This is a genomic window from Lolliginicoccus lacisalsi (assembly GCF_014841105.1).
Classification (GTDB): Bacteria; Actinomycetota; Actinomycetes; order Mycobacteriales; family Mycobacteriaceae; genus Lolliginicoccus; species Lolliginicoccus lacisalsi.
Genome location: NZ_JACYWE010000002.1, coordinates 73,180 through 91,368, shown reverse-complemented (window position 1 = coordinate 91,368; position 18,189 = coordinate 73,180). Strand labels below are relative to the sequence as shown.

General features: G+C 67.8%; 16 protein-coding genes. 12 read left to right on the top strand and 4 right to left on the bottom strand.

All coding sequences use genetic code 11. From position 1 onward, the window contains the following. Nucleotides 1-48 precede the first annotated feature (48 nt). The 4 genes from HT102_RS03900 to HT102_RS03885 all read right to left on the bottom strand — a co-directional run bounded on the left by HT102_RS03900 (nucleotide 49) and on the right by HT102_RS03885 (nucleotide 4,992). A complete protein-coding gene (locus HT102_RS03900; RefSeq protein ID WP_192038114.1) occupies nucleotides 49-1,341 on the bottom strand; it encodes a sulfate adenylyltransferase subunit 1 in 1,293 nt (430 codons plus the stop codon). Nucleotides 1,342-1,343: 2 nt separating this feature from the next. After that, nucleotides 1,344-2,369 (bottom strand): sulfate adenylyltransferase subunit CysD, encoded by a 1,026-nt coding sequence (cysD, locus tag HT102_RS03895; protein WP_408611299.1) that lies wholly within the window; start codon nucleotides 2,367-2,369, stop codon nucleotides 1,344-1,346. Beyond that, nucleotides 2,348-3,049 (bottom strand): phosphoadenylyl-sulfate reductase, encoded by a 702-nt coding sequence (locus HT102_RS03890; RefSeq protein ID WP_192038113.1) that lies wholly within the window; start codon nucleotides 3,047-3,049, stop codon nucleotides 2,348-2,350. The genes cysD and HT102_RS03890 overlap by 22 nt, the downstream gene beginning before the upstream one ends. A 227-nt stretch (nucleotides 3,050-3,276) precedes the next feature. Then, nucleotides 3,277-4,992, bottom strand: coding sequence for a nitrite/sulfite reductase (locus HT102_RS03885; protein ID WP_192038112.1), 1,716 nt, complete (start codon nucleotides 4,990-4,992; stop codon nucleotides 3,277-3,279). A 410-nt stretch (nucleotides 4,993-5,402) separates the two neighbouring features. On the opposite strand from HT102_RS03885, the gene hemW reads away from it, so the two are divergent. The 12 genes from hemW (at nucleotide 5,403) to pstB (ending at nucleotide 18,144) form a co-directional block, all read left to right on the top strand. Further along, the gene (gene hemW, locus HT102_RS03880; protein WP_192038111.1) at nucleotides 5,403-6,602 is read left to right on the top strand and encodes a radical SAM family heme chaperone HemW; all 1,200 of its coding nucleotides are present in this window, start codon (nucleotides 5,403-5,405) and stop codon (nucleotides 6,600-6,602) included. A 186-nt stretch (nucleotides 6,603-6,788) separates the two neighbouring features. Further along, nucleotides 6,789-7,823: a heat-inducible transcriptional repressor HrcA gene (gene hrcA, locus HT102_RS03875; RefSeq protein ID WP_192038110.1), complete on the top strand. Its 1,035-nt coding sequence runs from the start codon at nucleotides 6,789-6,791 to the stop codon at nucleotides 7,821-7,823. Between the two features lie 117 nt (nucleotides 7,824-7,940). Beyond that, nucleotides 7,941-9,095 carry a molecular chaperone DnaJ gene (gene dnaJ, locus HT102_RS03870; protein ID WP_192038109.1) on the top strand — a complete coding sequence of 385 codons (1,155 nt, stop codon included), beginning with the start codon at nucleotides 7,941-7,943 and terminating at the stop codon, nucleotides 9,093-9,095. Between the two features lie 4 nt (nucleotides 9,096-9,099). Continuing rightward, a complete protein-coding gene (locus HT102_RS03865; protein WP_192038415.1) occupies nucleotides 9,100-9,864 on the top strand; it encodes a 16S rRNA (uracil(1498)-N(3))-methyltransferase in 765 nt (254 codons plus the stop codon). A gap of 205 nt (nucleotides 9,865-10,069) precedes the next feature. Continuing rightward, nucleotides 10,070-11,101: a PhoH family protein gene (locus tag HT102_RS03860; protein ID WP_192038414.1), complete on the top strand. Its 1,032-nt coding sequence runs from the start codon at nucleotides 10,070-10,072 to the stop codon at nucleotides 11,099-11,101. A 101-nt stretch (nucleotides 11,102-11,202) separates the two neighbouring features. Beyond that, nucleotides 11,203-11,748 (top strand): rRNA maturation RNase YbeY, encoded by a 546-nt coding sequence (gene ybeY, locus HT102_RS03855; protein ID WP_192038108.1) that lies wholly within the window; start codon nucleotides 11,203-11,205, stop codon nucleotides 11,746-11,748. A gap of 29 nt (nucleotides 11,749-11,777) precedes the next feature. Further along, the gene (locus HT102_RS03850; protein WP_192038413.1) at nucleotides 11,778-13,133 is read left to right on the top strand and encodes a hemolysin family protein; all 1,356 of its coding nucleotides are present in this window, start codon (nucleotides 11,778-11,780) and stop codon (nucleotides 13,131-13,133) included. Then, nucleotides 13,123-14,031, top strand: coding sequence for a GTPase Era (gene era, locus HT102_RS03845; RefSeq protein WP_192038107.1), 909 nt, complete (start codon nucleotides 13,123-13,125; stop codon nucleotides 14,029-14,031). The genes HT102_RS03850 and era overlap by 11 nt, the downstream gene beginning before the upstream one ends. Nucleotides 14,032-14,215: 184 nt before the next feature. Further along, a complete protein-coding gene (gene pstS / locus HT102_RS03840) occupies nucleotides 14,216-15,286 on the top strand; it encodes a phosphate ABC transporter substrate-binding protein PstS (RefSeq protein ID WP_192038106.1) in 1,071 nt (356 codons plus the stop codon). Nucleotides 15,287-15,416: 130 nt separating this feature from the next. Beyond that, nucleotides 15,417-16,406: a phosphate ABC transporter permease subunit PstC gene (gene pstC, locus HT102_RS03835; RefSeq protein WP_192038105.1), complete on the top strand. Its 990-nt coding sequence runs from the start codon at nucleotides 15,417-15,419 to the stop codon at nucleotides 16,404-16,406. Next, entirely contained in the window at nucleotides 16,403-17,314 is a 912-nt protein-coding gene (gene pstA / locus HT102_RS03830) for a phosphate ABC transporter permease PstA (protein ID WP_192038104.1), read from the top strand. The genes pstC and pstA overlap by 4 nt, the downstream gene beginning before the upstream one ends. Before the next feature lie 5 nt (nucleotides 17,315-17,319). Next, the gene (gene pstB, locus HT102_RS03825) at nucleotides 17,320-18,144 is read left to right on the top strand and encodes a phosphate ABC transporter ATP-binding protein PstB (RefSeq protein WP_192038103.1); all 825 of its coding nucleotides are present in this window, start codon (nucleotides 17,320-17,322) and stop codon (nucleotides 18,142-18,144) included. The last annotated feature ends 45 nt before the right edge of the window (nucleotides 18,145-18,189 follow it).

Here is an 18,189-nt window from a genome sequence, read left to right as displayed (position 1 = left end):
AGCTTCCACTGGCGAGTGGCTACCGCGCACTGGCGAGTGGCTACCGCCCTAGCTGTTGCGCCGTTCGCCGATCTCCACAGCCGAGAGCACATCGCCCACGAGCCCGGCGGCGAGAGTGTTGCCGCTAGCGGGGTCGATGAGCAGGAAGCTGCCCGTGTGGCGGTTGATCGCGTAGTCATCGGCGACGATAGGGCTGGCAACACGGATCTGGACGCGCCCGATGTCGTTGAGCGCCAGGGTCTCGGGCGCGGGATCGGCGCGGAGCTCCTGCTCGTTGAAGCGCTCGATGAGGGAACCCACGATCGCCTGGGTGGTGTGCGTGCCGTGCTTGAGCAGCAGCCGGGCGCCGGGACGCAATGCCTTGTCCGCGAGCACGCACACGGTGGCCTCGAACTCGCTGATGGGCTCGGGGGCGTCGCCGGGAGACGTGATGACGTCCCCGCGCGAGATGTCGATGTCGTCGGTGAGCAGGAGGGTGACGGACCGGCCCGCCTCGGCGTGGTCGAGCTCGCCATCCATGGTGTCGATCTTCGCGATGGTGCTGCGGATCCCCGCGGGCAGCACGAGCACCTCATCGCCGGGGCGGACTTCTCCAGCGGCGATCTGGCCGGCGTAGCCGCGGTAGTCGGGGTGCTCGGCGGTGCGGGGGCGGATGACGTATTGCACGGGGAAGCGCAGGCCCACGTTGTGCGGCTCGGCATCGACGGGCACGGACTCGAGGTGCTCGATGAGGGTGGGGCCGCTGTAGTAGGGGGTGCGGTCGGACGGGCTGGCGATGTTGTCGCCGTGCAGGGCGGAGACGGGGATCTCTTGCACGTTCTCCGGCGCCCATCCGAGCTGGGTGGTCAGCGCGGTGAACTCGGTGCAGATCTGGATGAAGACCTCGCCAGGATTGTCCACGAGGTCGATCTTGTTGACCGCGAGCACGAGGCGGGGCACCCCGAGGAGCGCCATCACCGCGGCGTGGCGGCGCGTCTGCTCGATGACGCCCTTGCGCGCGTCGACGAGGAGGATCACGAGCTGCGCGGTGGATGCGCCAGAAACGGTGTTGCGCGTGTACTGGACGTGGCCGGGTGTGTCGGCGAGCACGAAGGAACGACGCGGGGTGGCGAAGTAGCGGTAGGCAACGTCGATGGTGATGCCTTGCTCCCGCTCGGCGCGCAGGCCGTCGACGAGCAGCGACAGGTCGGGCGTGGAGAGGCCGCGATCCACGGACGCGCGGGTGACGGCGTCGATCTGGTCGGCGAGCACGGACTTGGTGTCGTAGAGCAGCCGCCCGACGAGCGTGGACTTGCCGTCATCGACGCTGCCGGCGGTGGCGAGGCGAAGTAGGTCGCTCATGCTCAGAAATATCCCTCTCGCTTGCGGTCTTCCATGGCGGCCTCGGAGACGCGGTCGTCGCCGCGGGTCGCGCCTCGCTCGGTGAGCCGGGACGCGGCCACCGCGGCGAGGATCGCGAAGTTATCGGTGGCGCCCGAAAGCACCGCGCCGGTAGTGGATCCGTCGCCCACGGTGCGGTAGCGCACCGAGAGGTGCTGGAGCTGCTCGCCGTCGGCGGGCCCGCCCCAGGGGCCGGGAGCGAGCCACATGCCGTCGCGCTGGTAGACCTCGCGCTCGTGCGCGTAGTAGATCGGGCAGAGCTCGACGTTGTCGCGCGCGATGTAGCGCCAGATGTCGAGCTCGGTCCAGTTGGAGAGGGGGAATACCCGGACGTGCTCGCCGGGGGAGTGGCGGCCGTTGTAGAGGTTCCATAGCTCGGGGCGCTGCTTCTTGGGATCCCACTGGCCGAAGGCGTTGCGGAGGCTGAAGATGCGCTCCTTGGCGCGGGAGCGCTCCTCGTCACGGCGGCCGCCACCGAACACGGCGTCGAAGCGGTGCTCGCTGATCGCGTCGAGCAGGGGAACGGTTTGCAGCGGGTTGCGGATGCCGTCGGCGCGCTCCTCGAGGCGCCCGTCGGCGATGTACTCCTCGACGCTGGCGACGTGCAGGCGCAGGTTGTACCGCTCGACCATGCGATCGCGGAAGTCGAGCACCTCCTGGAAGTTGTGCCCGGTGTCGACATGGAGGACGGGGAAGGGCAGCGGTGCTGGCCAGAACGCCTTGATGGCGAGGTGCAGCAGCACGGTGGAGTCCTTGCCACCGGAGAAGAGGATGACGGGGCGCTCGAACTCGCCCGCTACCTCGCGGAAGACGTGGATCGCTTCTGATTCGAGGGCGGTCAACGTGTCGAAGTCCGTTGCTGCCGCGTGGTGCTGTGGTGAATCTTCGTCAGCGCTGTGCGTGCCCACGTCAGGCAACACCCCGTTCATCTCTCGTGCGGACGCCAGTCCGGTGGTCTGTGATGGTGTCATGATGCGTGCAGGCCGCATTCGATCTTGTTCTTGCCCGCCCAGCGCCCGCTGCGCGGGTCGGTGCCAGGCGCGGGCTTTGCCGTGCACGGCGCGCAGCCGATCGAAGGGTAGCCTTCGTCGACCAGTGGGTTCACCAGTATGCCGTGCGTGTCGATGTAGTCCTGCATCTGCTCGTCGGTCCAGGCCGCCAGCGGGTTGATCTTCACGAGTCCGAAGCCCTCGTCGTAGGACACCAGCGGCGCATTGGCACGGGTGGGCGCCTCGACGCGGCGGATCCCGGTGACCCAGGCATCATAGCCCGCGAGGTTCTCGCGCAGCGGCATGACCTTGCGCAGGAAGCAGCACCGGTTGGGCTCGCGCGCGAACAGGTCCTTGCCCTCGATGCTGTCCTGCTCGGCGACCGTGTGCTCGGGCGTGGCGTTGATGATGTTCACGCCGTAGACCTGCTCGACAGCATCGCGGGTGCCGAGGGTCTCGGCGAAGTGGTAGCCCGTATCGAGGAATAGCACGTCGACGCCGGGGTGGATCTTCGCGGCCAGATGCACGAGCACGGCATCCTGCATGTTGGAGGCCACGATGTAGCGGGATCCGAAGGTGTCCTCGGTCCACTGGAGCAGTTCCTCGGCGGAGGCGCCGTCGAGATCGGCAGCGCCGCGCTCCGCGATGCGGCGCAGCTCGCTCTCGGTCGCGATACTCATGATCTCACCTTTCGGTCGGGAACGGGCCCGTGGCCGACGGTGCCGGCCGCATGACCCTGTTCCGGGTGCCGGCCAGCGGGGCTGCGCTGCCGGCCACGTGCGTTCGAGGGGCGCGGGAGGGGGCAATACGTTGGAACGGCGCGGGGGCGGGTTCTGTTCCCGCCGCCCCGCTGCCGGGGGCCGCCGCTATCCGTTCTCATGCGTGCCTCTTCCTCGATCGTTCCTGCTCAGCGCAGCTTGTCCTCGCCGGCCCGCAATACCCAGTCAGCGAATCGCTCGCCCTGGTGGCGGTCGTCGATGAACTGTCGCACCACGCGGTCGACGTAGTCACCGAGCTCGTCGGTGGTGACCTTGTGCTGGCGCAGCTTGCGACCGAAGTCCGCAGCGAGGCCGAGGTGGCCACCGAGGTGCACCTGGAAGCCCTCGACCTGGTTCTCGTCCTCGTCGAGCACGAGCTGGCCCTTGAAGCCGATATCGGCGACCTGGGCGCGCGCGCACGAGTTGGGGCAGCCGTTGATGTTGATCGTCACCGGCACGTCGAGCTGGTCGTTGAGGTCCTTGAGCCGTTCCTCGAGCTCGGGGACGAGATCCTGCGAGCGCTTGCGCGTCTCGACGAACGAGAGCTTGCAGAACTCGATGCCGGTGCAGGCCATGAGGTTCTTGCGCCACAGCGACGGCCGGGCGGGCAGTCCGAGCTCGGCGAGCTCCGCGACGAGCGCCTCGACCTTGTCCTCGGGCACATCAACGATGATCAGCTTCTGGTAGGGCGTGAGCCGCACCGCATCCGAGCCGGCCCGCTCGGCGGCATCCGCGACCGCGAGCAGCTTGGTGCCCGAGACGCGGCCGGCGATCGGGGCCACGCCCACCGAGTAGTTGCCGTTCTTGAGCTTCTGGATGCCGACGTGGTCGCGCGGCATGGTCTGTTCCTCGGGCGCGGGGCCGTCGAGGAGCTTGCGCCCGAGGTACTCGTCCTCGAGGACCTGGCGGAACTTCTCCACGCCCCAGTCCTTGACCAGGAACTTCAGGCGTGCCTTGCCGCGCAGCCGCCGGTAGCCGTAGTCGCGGAAGATCGCGACGATGCCCTCCCACACGTCCGGAACCTCGTCGAGGGGCACCCAGGCGCCGAGGCGCTGCGCGAACATCGGGTTCGTGGAAAGGCCGCCGCCGACCCACACATCGAGGCCGGGCCCGTGCTCGGGGTGGTCCACTCCGATGAACGCGCAATCGTTGATCTCGTGCGCGACGTCCTGCAGGCCCGAGATGGCGGTCTTGAACTTGCGGGGGAGGTTCGAGTAGCGCGGGTCACCGACGTAGCGGCGGGTGATCTCCTTGATCGCCGGGGTGGGATCGATCACCTCGTCGACGGCGAGCCCGGCGAGCGGGGAGCCGAGGATGATGCGCGGGGTGTCGCCGCACGCCTCGGTGGTGGTCAGGCCGACGCCCTCGATGCGCCGCCAGATCTCGGGCATGTCCTCGACGCGGATCCAGTGGCACTGCACGTTCTGGCGATCGGACAGGTCCGCGGTGTCGCGGCCGAACTCCTTGGAGATCCCGCCGATCACGCGCAGTTGCGCGAGGTCGAGCAGGCCGCCATCGCAGCGGATGCGCAGCATGAAGTGGCTGTCCTCGAGCACATCGATGTTCTCGTCGCCCGTCCACGTGCCGTCGTAGCCCTGGGCGCGCTGGGTGTAGAGGCCGTACCAGCGGAACCTGCCGCGAAGGTCGGCCTTGTCGATGCTGTCGAATCCGCGCACCGCGTAGATGTTCTCGATGCGCTGGCGGACGTTGAGGGGGTTGTCGTCCTTCTTGGACTGCTCGTTGGCATTGAGCGGCTCGCGGTAGCCGAGCTTCCACTGGCCCTCGGACTTGCGGCGGCGCGGCCGCGTCGAGCGGGCACGGCCGCCACGGTCACTGCGCGCGGTGGCGTCGTGGGCTGACGACATTCAAGTCTCCTGGGAAATGGTGTGCTGGGGACGATGCCACGGGGCGGTGCAGGGCATGCACGGCACTCCCTGGCAGCAAGCGGAAAACTGCGGGGCCAAGGGCCAGGCGCGCGGGCTCGGCCAGCCACGCAAGGGGGAGCGGACGCGCGTTCAGGCAGGCATGCTGCGACAGCAGCAGCTGCAAACACGCTTGAAATCGATATGGCGGCGCTGCACCAGGTGCATCCCTGCCAGCCATTCTCGTGGTCCACTCACGCGTTCATTGTGCCATGAACACCGACGACCACCACAACGTGCAGCTAGAACACCGATTTCCAAGCAGGGTCGCGGGCGGGCACACTGGCACGAGGGGCCCGCAGCGAGCCCCGGCAGGCCCGGCCAGAACGACAGCCCAGAACGACAGCGAGGACATGCCCGTGAGCAGCGACGCCCGATCCGTCTTTCCCGAGCGGGCGCGCGCCAGCCTGCCGGACCGGCCGCTCGGGATCTATGTGCACGTGCCGTTCTGCGCCACGCGCTGCGGGTACTGCGACTTCAACACCTACACCGCGGGCGAGCTCGGCACCAGCGCCTCGCCGGAGTCCTGGTTCGGCGCGCTGGCCCACGAGCTCGAGCTCGCAGCGACGGCGTGCGCGCCGGATGCCCCGGCGGCGAGCACGGTGTTCATCGGTGGCGGGACCCCGTCGCTGATCGGCGCGGACATGCTCGGAGACGTCCTCGGCGTGATCCGTCGCACCCTGGGGCTCGCCGAGGGAGCCGAGGTCACCACTGAATCCAACCCCGAGTCGCCCCCGCCGGAGTTCTTTGGCTCGCTGCGCGAGGCAGGATTCACCAGGGTCTCGCTGGGCATGCAATCGGTCGCCCCGCACGTCCTTGCCGTTCTCGACCGCACGCACACGCCGGGGCGGGCGGTGGCCGCGGCCCGGGAGGCGCGGGCAGCGGGATTCGAGCACATCAACCTCGACATGATCTATGGCACGCCGGGGGAGACCGATGCGGACCTCGCGGCCACCCTCGATGCGGTGCTCGACGCGGGGGTCGACCACGTCTCCGCGTACGCGCTGATCGTCGAGGAGGGCACGGCGCTGGCCCGGCGCGTCCGCAAGGGCGTGGTGCCCGCGCCCGATGATGACGTGCTCGCCGCCCGCTACGAGCTGATCGACGAGCGGCTGTCCGGCGCGGGGCTCGAGTGGTACGAGGTCTCCAACTGGGCCTCGGGCCCGGATGCCCAGTGCCGGCACAACCTGGGCTACTGGAACGGCGACAACTGGTGGGGCGCGGGCCCGGGGGCGCACGGTCACCTCGGGGGCGTCCGCTGGTGGAACGCCAAGCATCCGGCGCGCTATGCCGAATCCCTCGCCAGTGGCGCGCTGCCCATCGCCGGGCGGGAGGAGCTCACCACGGACGATCAGCATCTCGAGCAGATCATGCTGCAGGTCCGCATGCGGCGCGGCCTCGATCTGTCGTTGCTCGGGGCCCACGAGCTCGCGGTCGCGCGGGCGTGCATCGACGAGGGCCTGGGCGTCGAGGACGGCGACCGGCTGGTGCTCACCGGCCGGGGGCGCTTGCTCGCCGATGCCGTGGTGCGGCGCATCGCGAGCGCAGGCTGAGCCGCGGCGGGGGCGGGTGTGTCCGAGGCAACCCCGGCAGCATCGTCGGTGGCGCTAAAATAGGAGGTCGACCACGGATCGCTCGGCGACAACGCCGGAGCCTCCCTCGCAGGGGTGCCCGGCCAGGGCGATCCGGATGTTAGCGAGGCCGAGGCAGACCAAGGAAAACGGGGAGGTGGTGGACGCATGCCAAGCCCGGAGGACAGGCGATTTGCCGTGCTGCAGGCGATCGTGTCCGACTACATTTCCACGCATGAGCCCGTGGGCTCGAAGACGCTCGTGGACCGGCACAGCCTGGGGGTGTCCTCGGCGACGGTGCGCAACGACATGGCCGTGCTCGAGGCCGAGGGCTACATCCGGCAGCCCCACACCTCCTCGGGGCGCGTGCCGACCGACCGGGGCTACCGCCAGTTCGTCGACCGGCTCGCCGAGATCAAGCCGCTCTCGCCGCCGGAGCGCCGCGCCATCATGGAGTTCCTCGAGGGCGGCGTGGACCTCGATGACGTGCTGCACCGCGCCGTCCGGCTGCTCGCGCAGCTCACCCGGCAGGTAGCGGTGATGCAGTACCCGCGATTGACCTCCTCCACGGTGCGCCATATCGAGGTGGTGCCGCTGAACCCGGCGCGGCTGCTGCTCGTGGTCATCATGGACACCGGGCGCGTGGACCAGCGCCTGGTCGAGCTGGGCGATGTCATCAACGACGAGCAGGTCTCCCGGCTGCGCTCGCTGCTCGGCACCGCGCTGGAGGGCAAGCGGCTCGCCGCGGCATCCGTGGCGGTGGCGGAGCTCGCCTCGCAGGCGCCGCACGACGTGCGCGATGCGGTCGTGCGCTCGGCAACGGTGCTGGTGGAGACGCTCGTGGAGCGCAGCGAGGACCGGCTGGTGCTCGGCGGCACCGCGAACCTCACCGCGAACGCCGCGGACTTCGGCGGCACGCCGACCGGAATGCTCACGGTGCTCGAGGCCCTCGAGGAGCAGGCCGTGGTGCTCAAGCTGCTCGCGGCGGTGCAGCAACCAGGCATGGTGACCGTTCGCATCGGCGAGGAGATGGAGGACGAGCAGATCCGGAGCGCGTCCATGATCACCACGGGCTATGGGTCCGCGGGCACCACCTTCGGTGGCGTGGGCGTGCTGGGACCAACCCGGATGGACTATCCGTGGGGCATCGCGGCGGTCTCCGCGGTGGCCCGATACGTCGGCGAGGTGCTGTCAGCGCGATGACGGAGCGCTGGCGATGTGGCAACTCGGGCATGAGCGAGTACCGTCGGTCAATGGCCGTCGTCCGCTGCGGCGGCAGGCCAAACGATCCGCAGAGCGAGAACAGGACGAGACACAGACGTGGCACGTGACTACTACGGGACGCTGGGACTGACTAAGTCGGCGACCGAGCAGGAGATCAAGCGCGCGTATCGCAAGCTCGCGCGCGAGTATCACCCGGACGTCAACCCTGACCCAGCCGCGCAGGACCGCTTCAAGGAAGCCACCACGGCCTACGAGGTGCTCAGCGACCCCCAGAAGCGCAAGATCGTGGACATGGGCGGCGACCCGCTCGAGGGACCCGCCGGCGCGGGCGCTGGCGGCGGCTTCAACGGCCAGGGATTCGGCGGCCTCGGCGACGTGTTCGAGGCGTTCTTCGGCGGCCAGGGAATGGGTTCGCGCGGGCCTCGCAGCCGTGTGCAGCCCGGTGCCGATGCCCTGATCAAGGTTCGCCTCGATCTCGCGGAGTGCGCGCGCGGCGTCACCAAGCAGGTCACCGTCGATACCGCCATCCTGTGCGACACCTGCCACGGCTCCGGCTCCAACGGCGACTCCAAGCCCGTGCAGTGCGATACGTGCCGTGGTGCGGGCGAGATCCAGTCGGTGCAGCGCAGCTTCCTCGGCCAGGTCATGACCAGCCGGCCCTGCCCCACGTGCAACGGGTTTGGCAGCATCATCCCTGATCCTTGCCGCAAGTGCAGTGGCGATGGGCGCGTGCGGGCCCGCCGCGACATCAGCGTGCGCATTCCCGCCGGGGTGGCCAATGGCATGCGGGTCCGGCTCGCCAGCCAGGGCGAGGTCGGCACGGGCGGCGGCCCCGCTGGTGATCTCTACGTCGAGGTCGTCGAGCAGCCCCATGACACCTTCGTCCGTGATGGCGATGCCCTGCACTGCACCGCGCGCGTGCCCATGGTCGATGCCGCGCTCGGCACCACCGTCACCCTCGAGAGCCTCATTGATGGGCCGATCGAGATCGATGTCGAGGCCGGCACCCAGCCGGGCGCGGTGGCCACTGTCCCGCGCCAGGGAATGCCCCGGCTGCGTACCGATAGCCGCGGCGATCTCTACGTGCATCTCGAGGTGGTCGTGCCGACCAAGCTCGATCACAAGCAGGCTGACCTGCTGCGATCGTTCCGTGATTCCCGCCACCGTGATACTGCCGAGGTCGTGACCAGCGGCTCCCACCATGGGAGCAAGATCTTCTCGAAGCTGCGCGACTTCGTGAGTGGTCACTAGCACCGTGGCCGCATCGATCTTTCACCTTGATGTCCTGCCCGAGCACAATGGCGGGCTCGTGGTGCTCGCGGGCCCGGAGGGCCACCACGCGGCCACCGTTCGCCGCATGCGCGTGGGCGAGGAGCTCGTGCTCACCGACGGGACGGGCGGCACCGCGCGGGGCATCGTGGAGCGCACCGCGAAGGATCTCGTCGAGATCCGCGTGACCGAGCGCGCGCAGGTGCCGCCGCACGGTCCGCGCATCACCATCGTGCAGGCCCTGCCCAAGTCGGAGCGATCCGAGCTCGCGGTAGAGCTCGTCACCGAGGCCGGGGCCGATGTGATCGTGCCGTGGTCGGCATCGCGCTGCGTGGCCCGGTGGGACGGCCTGAAGATGAAGAAGGGCGTGGACAAGTGGCGCAAGACCGCGTTCGCCGCGGCCAAGCAGGCCCGCCGCACCCACTTCCCCGAGGTCCGCGACCAGCACTCGTCGCGGCAGGTCGTTGAGCTCATCGAGGCCACCGTCGGCGCGGGCGGCATCGCCCTGGTCCTGCATGAGTCCTCCATGCGCCACATCAATGACATCCCGCTCGCGGAGGCTTCCGAGCTGCTGCTCGTCATCGGCCCCGAGGGCGGGGTCGCGCCGGAGGAGCTCGACCTGTTCGTGGGCGCGGGCGCGCGCTGCGCGCTGCTCGGGCCGACGGTCCTGCGCACCTCCACCGCGGGGGCGGTCGCGCTCGGTGCGCTCGGCGTGCTGACCTCCAAGTGGAGCACCACGCCCATCGACTGATTCTGCTCGCGACATGGGCGCGCGGGGATTCTCGCGCGACGCCGGGCGGCAACCCGGCATAGACTGATTCCATCCGATCACGCGCCCCGCGTGGTCCCCGTATCGCTACCAGGAAGCAGGTTCGCGACCCATCGTGTCGGCCCAGGACGATGACCAGAACGCGTCGACCCCTTCGGCGTCCCTCCAGTCGGCGGCGCGCGCTGCCATGGAGCGCTCGGTGCGCTCGAGCGTGCAGCTCCCGCCCCACACAGTGCTCCCGCTGCTCGGCTCGGCCGACGAGAACCTTCGCCTGCTCGAGCGCTTGCTCCACGCCGATATCCATGTGCGTGGCAACGAGGTGACCCTCACGGGCCACGCCTCGGACGTGGCGCTCGCCGAGCGCGTGCTCGATGAGCTGCTCACCATCGTGGGGAGGGACCAGGCGCTCACCCTCGATGCCGTGGAGCGCAGCGTGGCGATGCTTACTGAGGGCACGCATGATTCGCCCGCCGAGGTGCTCAGCCTCGATATCGTCTCCCGCCGCGGCAAGACGATCCGCCCGAAGACCGTCAACCAGAAGACCTATGTCGATGCGATCGACGAGTCCACGATCGTCTTCGGGGTCGGGCCGGCGGGCACGGGCAAGACGTACCTTGCCATGGCCAAGGCCGTGCAGGCGCTGCAGGCCAAGAACGTCACGCGCATCATCCTCACCCGTCCCGCGGTGGAGGCGGGGGAGCGGCTCGGGTTCCTGCCGGGCACCCTCAACGAGAAGATCGACCCCTACCTGCGTCCCCTCTACGACGCGCTGCATGACATGCTCGATCCCGCTGCGATCCCCAAGCTCATGCAGGCAGGGGTGATCGAGGTGGCGCCGCTGGCCTACATGCGCGGCCGCACCCTCAACGATGCTTTCATCATCCTCGACGAGGCACAGAACACGACCCCCGAGCAGATGAAGATGTTCCTCACCCGCCTCGGCTTCGGCTCGAAGATCGTCGTCACCGGGGACGTCACGCAGGTGGACCTGCCCTCGGGCACGCGGTCTGGCCTGCACGTGGCCTCGGAGATCCTCGACGGCATCGATGGCATCGCTCGCATCCACCTCACCAGCAAGGATGTGGTGCGCCACCGGCTCGTCTCTGACATCGTCGACGCCTACGCGCGGTTCGAGGATGCCGAGCGCTCCACCGGGCCGCGGCCGGTCGGGGATGGTCCGCGCCGTCGTGGTCCTGATCACCGGTTGCCGCGCAGGTAGGAGCCGCCCCCGGCGGGCGGTAGGGTATGAGCACCGTCGGCAGCGCATCGCGCGCGGCACGGGCATTGGGCCAGCAGAACCATGAAAGGTAGCACCGCAGGGTGAGCATCGAAGTCAGCAACGAGAGCGGCACGGCAGTACCGGCGAAACGCCTCATGGCGGTGGCCCGGTACGTCCTCGACCGCCTTGATGTGCACCCGGCGGCGGAGTTGTCGATGGTGTTCGTGGACAAGGACACGATGGCCGAGCTGCACGTCCAGTGGATGGACCTGCCCGGGCCGACGGACGTGATGTCCTTCCCGATGGACGAGCTGACCCCGGGCGGGCGCCCCGACGCCGCGGATCCCGGTCCAGCGATGCTCGGCGACATCATCATCTGCCCCCAGGTGGCGGCGGAGCAGGCCGAGCAGGCTGGCCATTCGCCGGAGCACGAGCTCGCGGTCCTCACCGTGCACGGGGTGCTGCACCTGCTCGGCTATGACCATGCCGAGCCGGACGAGGAGAAAGAGATGTTCGGGCTGCAGAACCAGTTGCTCGCGGACTGGGTCGCGGCGCAGGAGGAGAAGGCCCGCAAGGCCGCGCAGGTCGAGCGGGACCGGCGGCTGCTTGGCAAGGTCGGCCTGCTCGACGACTCCTCGGATCGGTGACGGGACCAGCCACGGAAAGCCTCGACGTCATGCTGCTCGCCACCATTGTCCTTCTTGTCCTCCTCGGCGGGGTCTTCGCCGCCATCGATGCCGGTCTCAATACGTTGTCCGTGGCTCGCGTTCAGGAGCTCGCCGAGACGGGCGCCACCGGTTCCCGGGCGCTGCGCCGCCTCGTCGATGATCGCGCGCAGTACGTCAACCTCGCGGTGCTTCTCCGGGTGGTCTGCGAGATCGCCTCGACAGTGCTCCTCGCCTCCCTTCTTCTCGACCAGCTCGAGACGCATTGGGCGCTCGTGCTCAGCGCGATCATCATGGTCGTGGTGTCCTACGTGCTCATCGGCGTGGGGCCGCGCACCCTGGGCAGGCAGCACGCCTACATGGTCTCGGTGGCGGTCGCGATCCCCCTGCGCATCCTGGGCACGCTGCTCGGCCCACTGATGCGAGGCATGATCCTGCTAGGCAATGCCGTCACGCCGGGCAAGGGCTTCCGGCATGGCCCGTTCACCTCCGAGATCGAGCTCCGCGAGCTCGTGGACCTCGCGCAGGAGCGGGGAGTCGTCGCGGACGACGAGCATCGCATGATCCAGTCCGTGTTCGAGCTGGGTGACACGATCGCGCGCGAGGTGATGGTGCCGCGCACCGAGATGGTGTGGATCGAGCAGGACAAGCATGCGGGCCAGGCGACCTCGCTGGCGATCCGCAGCGGTCACTCGCGCATCCCTGTGGTCGGCTCGAACATCGACGACATCACCGGTGTCGTCTACCTGAAGGACCTCGTGACCAAGACTTACACGGCCGTCGATGGCGGGCGCAGCGTCCTGGTGCGCGAGCTCATGAGGCCCGCGGTGTTCGTCCCGGACACCAAGCCGCTCGATATCCTGCTCGCTGACATGCAGCGCGATCGCAACCATATGGTCGTGCTGGTCGATGAGTATGGTGGCGTGGCGGGCATCGTGACGATCGAGGACATCCTCGAGGAGATCGTGGGCGAGATCGCCGACGAGTACGATACGGACGAGACGCCGCCCGTGGTCCCGCTCGAGGACGGCATGTTCCGTGTATCGGCGCGCATCTCCATCGACGACCTCGGCGAGCTGTTCGACGGGCGGATCGAGGAGGATGTCGAGACCGTGGGCGGGCTGCTCGCGCACGAGCTCGGACGTGTCCCGCTGCCCGGTTCCGAGGTGCGGATCAACGGCATCAAGCTGGTGGCCGAGGGCGGCAAGGATCTACGCGGGAGGGTCCGGATCCATACCGTGCTCGCGAGCCGGGACCTCGACGATGAGCTCGAGGCTGCCGAGCGCGACGAAGCTCTCCCGCGCGATGCCACGGCTAGCGTGGGCCCGCACCTGGACGAAACGAAGGAACACCACCATGACCACTGACTTCCGATCCGGGTTCGTGTGCCTCGTGGGCCGCCCCAACACGGGCAAGTCAACGCTCACCAATGCGCTCGTGGGCGCCAAGATCGCGATCACCTCCTCGCGCCCGCAGACCACCCGGCACACCATCCGCGGCATCATCCATCGCGAGGACGGGCAGATCGTGATGGTCGACACCCCCGGCCTGCATCGCCCCCGCACGCTGCTCGGCCAGCGGCTCAATGACCTCGTGCGCGATACCTATGCAGAGGTCGATGCCGTGGGCGTGTGCATCCCGGCGAACGAGAAGATCGGCCCGGGCGATCGCTGGATCCTCGAGCAGCTCCGGTCGGTGGCCCCCCGCACGCCCGTGCTCGGGGTGGTCACCAAGATCGACAAGGTGTCGAGGAACGAGGTCCTCGAGCAACTGGTCGCTGTGTCCAAGGAGCTCGGGGACAAGGCCGCGGTCATCCCGGTCTCGGCGAAGACCGGCGAGAACGTCGAGCGCTTCACCGAGCTGCTGCGCACGATGATGCCCGAGGGCCCGGCTCTGTATCCCGAGGGCGAGCTGACCGACGAGCCCGAGACGGTGCTCATGGCGGAGCTGATCCGCGAGGCCGCCCTCGAGGGCGTGCGCGAGGAGCTGCCCCACTCCCTCGCGGTGGTCATCGAGGAGCTCAAGGACAGCACCAACAAGAAGGGCCAGCCGGTGCTGACGATCTTCGCGAACCTGTATGTCGAGCGGCCCAGCCAGAAGTCCATCATCATTGGCAAGGGCGGCACCCGGCTGCGTGCCGTGGGAAGCGCGGCGCGGGCGCAGCTCGAGCGGATCTTTGGCACCAAGGTGTTCCTCGATATGCATGTCAAGGTGGCAAAGGATTGGCAACGGGATCCCAAACAGCTCGGAAAACTGGGCTTCTAGGACTATTGGGATGAGCCTGTCCTAGTGTTCCAGGACACGTCCCGAGCAGGGGTTCATGACGGCGATCAGCTCTGTTCACCTTTCGTTTGCCTACAGGCACTCCTCGTTCATGCGAACCGGATACGTTCACGTTGGTTGGCGAAACCGCCGAAACCGAGAACGAACTCTTCCAAGGAGAAAAAGCATGGGCAAGTGGCGTTCCCTGGTCGCCCTCGGCGCGACCGTGCCGGTCGTTGCATTCGGCGCGGCCTGCGGCAGTGATAACGGCGGGGGCGAGGGCTCGCTCAACGGCACCCTGACTGGTGCCGGCGCATCCTTCCCGAACCCGGTCTTCCAGGAGTGGGCTGCTTCCTACCAGCAGACCCAGCCTGGTGTGCGCATCAACTACCAGAGCATCGGCTCCGGCGGCGGCATCGAGCAGTTCCTGCGCCAGACGGTCGACTTCGGCTCCTCCGAGCGATTCCTCACCGACGAGGCCCTCCAGGAGGCCTCCGACGGCCGCGGCTGCGAGGCCATCCAGTTCCCCGTCATCTTCGGTTCCGTTGCCATGGTGTTCAACGATCCCGCGCTCGATGGCCTGGTGCTCACCCCCGCGGTGATCGCTGACATCTACGCACGTGACATCACCAACTACAACGACCAGGCGATCCAGGAACTGAACCCAGACATGGATCTGCCTGACCTCGACATCATCCCCGTGCACCGGTCCGACGGCTCCGGCACGACCTTCGTGTTCACCCACTTCCTCACCACCGAGGACGAGGACTGGGCCAGCGATTTCGGCGAGGGCACCGAGGTCCAGTGGGCCAACGGCACCATCGGTGGACAGGGCAACGAGGGCGTCTCCGGACAGGTCGAGCAGAACAATGGCGCGATCGGCTACGTGAACCAGGCGTACGCGCTCGAGCTGGGCCTGCCGCAGGCTGCTGTCGTCAACTCGGATGGCAACGAGATCTACCCGACCCTCGAGGCCACCACCGCGGCCTCCGAGGAAGCGGAGATCCCCGAGTCGTTCCAGTTCACCATCGATGGCATCGGTGGCGAGGGCTACCCGATCACCGGCACCAACTGGATCTTCGCGTACGAGTGCGGCTACGACGACAACACCGCTGAGATGCTCAAGGACTACTGGACCTGGGTGCTCACCGACCAGGAAGCGGATGACCTCGCCCTCGAGCTTGGCTACGCCCCGATGGGCGACGGCCTCAAGGATCGCGTCCTTGAGCAGGTCGAGCGCATCAACTCGCAGAACTGACGTCCTCGAGACCTGAGCGCAGTGACTGCTAGGCGGTAGAACCCCAGCGCGGTCGGTGATCGCCGGCCGCGCTGGACCGCGTCCCCAGCACCACCCTTGCCCCGACGCAGACATACGGAGACAAGACCCCATGTCGGTACTCACACCACCTAGTGGTCCCGAATTGCGAAACCGCTCCCGCGGCCGATTCGCAGACCCCATCTTCCGCTGGACGATGGCCATCGCGGCCACCACCGTCCTGATCATCCTGGCGCTGATGGTCATCCGCACCACCCAGGACGCAATGCCGATCTTCCAGAAGGAAGGCTTCTTCGGCTTCCTCTTCGGCCAGGACTGGGAAGCCGGGTACTCCCGCAACGAGATCACCGGCACCTATGGTGCCTGGCCGTTCATCTACGGAACGCTGGTCACCTCGCTGATCGCCATCGTCATCGCGCTGCCGCTCGCCATCGCGGTCGCGCTGTACCTCACCCAGCTCGCCCCGAACAGGCTTCGTGGCCCGCTCTCCTACAGCGTCGAGCTGCTCGCCGCGGTGCCGTCCATCATCTTCGGCATGTGGGGCTTCTTCTGGTTCATGCCCAACGTGCTCCGGCCCTACGTGCTCGAGCCGCTCGCGGATGTGTTCGGCTGGTTCTTCCTCCTCGACGGGCCTGTCTTCGGTACTAGCTACCTCAGCGCTGGCATCGTGCTCGCCATCATGATCCTGCCGATCATGACCGCGATCTTCCGCGAGGTATTCCTCGTCAATCCGATCGAACAGCAGCACGCCGCCTACGGCCTCGGGGCGACCCGCTTCGAGGTCATCCGCAAGGTCATCCTGCCCTCGAGCTTGTCCGGCATCGTCGGTGGAAGCATGCTCGGGCTTGGCCGCGCGCTCGGCGAGACCGTCGCCGTCCTGTTCCTCATTGGCAGTACCCAGAAGGTCAGTTCCAGCCTGGTCCAGGGCGGTGACTCCATGGCGGCGCACATCGCCGCGACCTTCCAGGACGCTGCCCCCGAGGCCATCCGGGGCCTGATGGCGATCGGTGTCGCACTGTTCGTCGTCACCATGATCGTCAACGTTGTCGCTCGCCTCATTGTGTGGCGGCTCGGTCGCATGACGGGAGACTCAGCAGTATGACCACCCAGCTTGATAGACCTACCCCCCGTGCGGAGCATCGCAGCCTGCGCAACCGGGCCGGCAATGCCGGTCGGCGCACCGTATCGAACAAGGCATTCAGCAGCCTGCTCACCGTGGGCATGGCGATCGCGGTGATCCCGCTGTTCCTCATCATCGCCTATGTCGTCTACCGCGGCGCGGGCGTGATCGGCATCGAGTTCTTCACCGAGAACGAGCCTCCCTACACCCGCGAGGGCGGCGGCTACCTGGCCGGCTTCTTCGGTACCCTCTACATCATGGCCCTCGCCATCCTCATGGCTGTGCCACTGGGCATCGCCACTGCGATCTACCTGGTGGAATACGGCACGGGCAAGCTGTCCACGGTGGTCCGGTTCTTCACTGACGTCATGACCGGCATCCCCTCGATCTTCGTGGGCCTGTTCGTCTATGGCCTCATGGTCTCGGGCTGGATCTCGCTCGGCTTCGGTACCTTCGCTGCCGCCGTCGCCATCGCCATCATCATGCTGCCGATCGTCACCCGCTCGGCCGAGGAAATGCTCAAGCTCGTCCCCGACGAGTGGCGCAACGCCTCCTACGGCCTCGGTGCGGGCAAGGCGCAGACCATCATGCGGACCGTGCTGCCCGCTGCGGCACCGGGACTCATCACCGGCTCCATGCTGGCGGTTGCGCGAGGCATCGGCGAGACCGCGCCGCTGATCCTCACCGCGCTCGGCTCCGTGTTCCTCGTCACAGCCTTCCAGGGCGATCCCCAGGCCGCCGTGCCGCTGCAGATCTACAACGGTGCCCGGCAGCCCTTCGAGGCGGGCCTCGAGCGTGCCTTCGGTGGTGCACTGAGCCTGTTCGGGCTTGTCCTGTTCATGATCATCGCCGCCCGCGTCATCGGTGCCCGGGCCAACAAGCGGAAGTGATAGCCATGACAGTGCAGGAATCCACCGGCTCGACCGTCTCGCCCGCGGGCGCTGACGATGCCGTGTTCGAGATCGACCAGGTATCGGTCAAGTACGGCAGCTTCACAGCGCTCCGCGATGTGAGCTTCGCCATTGCCCGCAACGAGGTCACCGCGTTCATCGGCCCCTCGGGCTGCGGCAAGTCCACGTTGCTCCGGTCGCTCAACCGCATGAACGATCTTGTGCCCGGCGCCAGCGTCGACGGCGAGATCCGGTTCAATGGCGAGAACATCTATGAGTCCGATATCGACGGGGGAGAGGTGCGCCGCCGCATCGGCATGGTCTTCCAGCGCCCCAACCCATTCCAGATGTCGATCTACGACAACGTCGCCTTCGGCCCCCGCCTCAATGGCTACAAGGGCAACATGGATGACCTCGTCGAGCAGTCGCTGCGGCGCGCTGGCCTCTGGGACGAGGTGTACAAGAAGCTCAAGGAAAGCGGCACCGCCATCTCCGGCGGGCAGCAGCAGCGCCTGTGCATCGCGCGCGCGATCGCGGTGGAGCCGGAAGTGCTGCTCATGGACGAGCCCTGTTCAGCGCTCGATCCGATCGCTACCCTGAAGATCGAGGATCTCATCCGGGAGCTCGCGGGATCCTTCAGCATCGTGATCGTGACGCACAACATGCAGCAGGCGGCGCGCGTATCCGACAAGACCGCCTTCTTCAGCGTCGAGGATGGCGATGGCGACCGCCGCGCGGGAGAGCTCGTGGAGTTCGCTAGCACCGACTACATCTTCACCAAGACCACCAACAAGCGGACCGAGGACTACATCAGTGGCCGCTTCGGCTGATGCCGCGTCACCGGACGGGCAGGGGACCCCTACCGTCCGGACCGA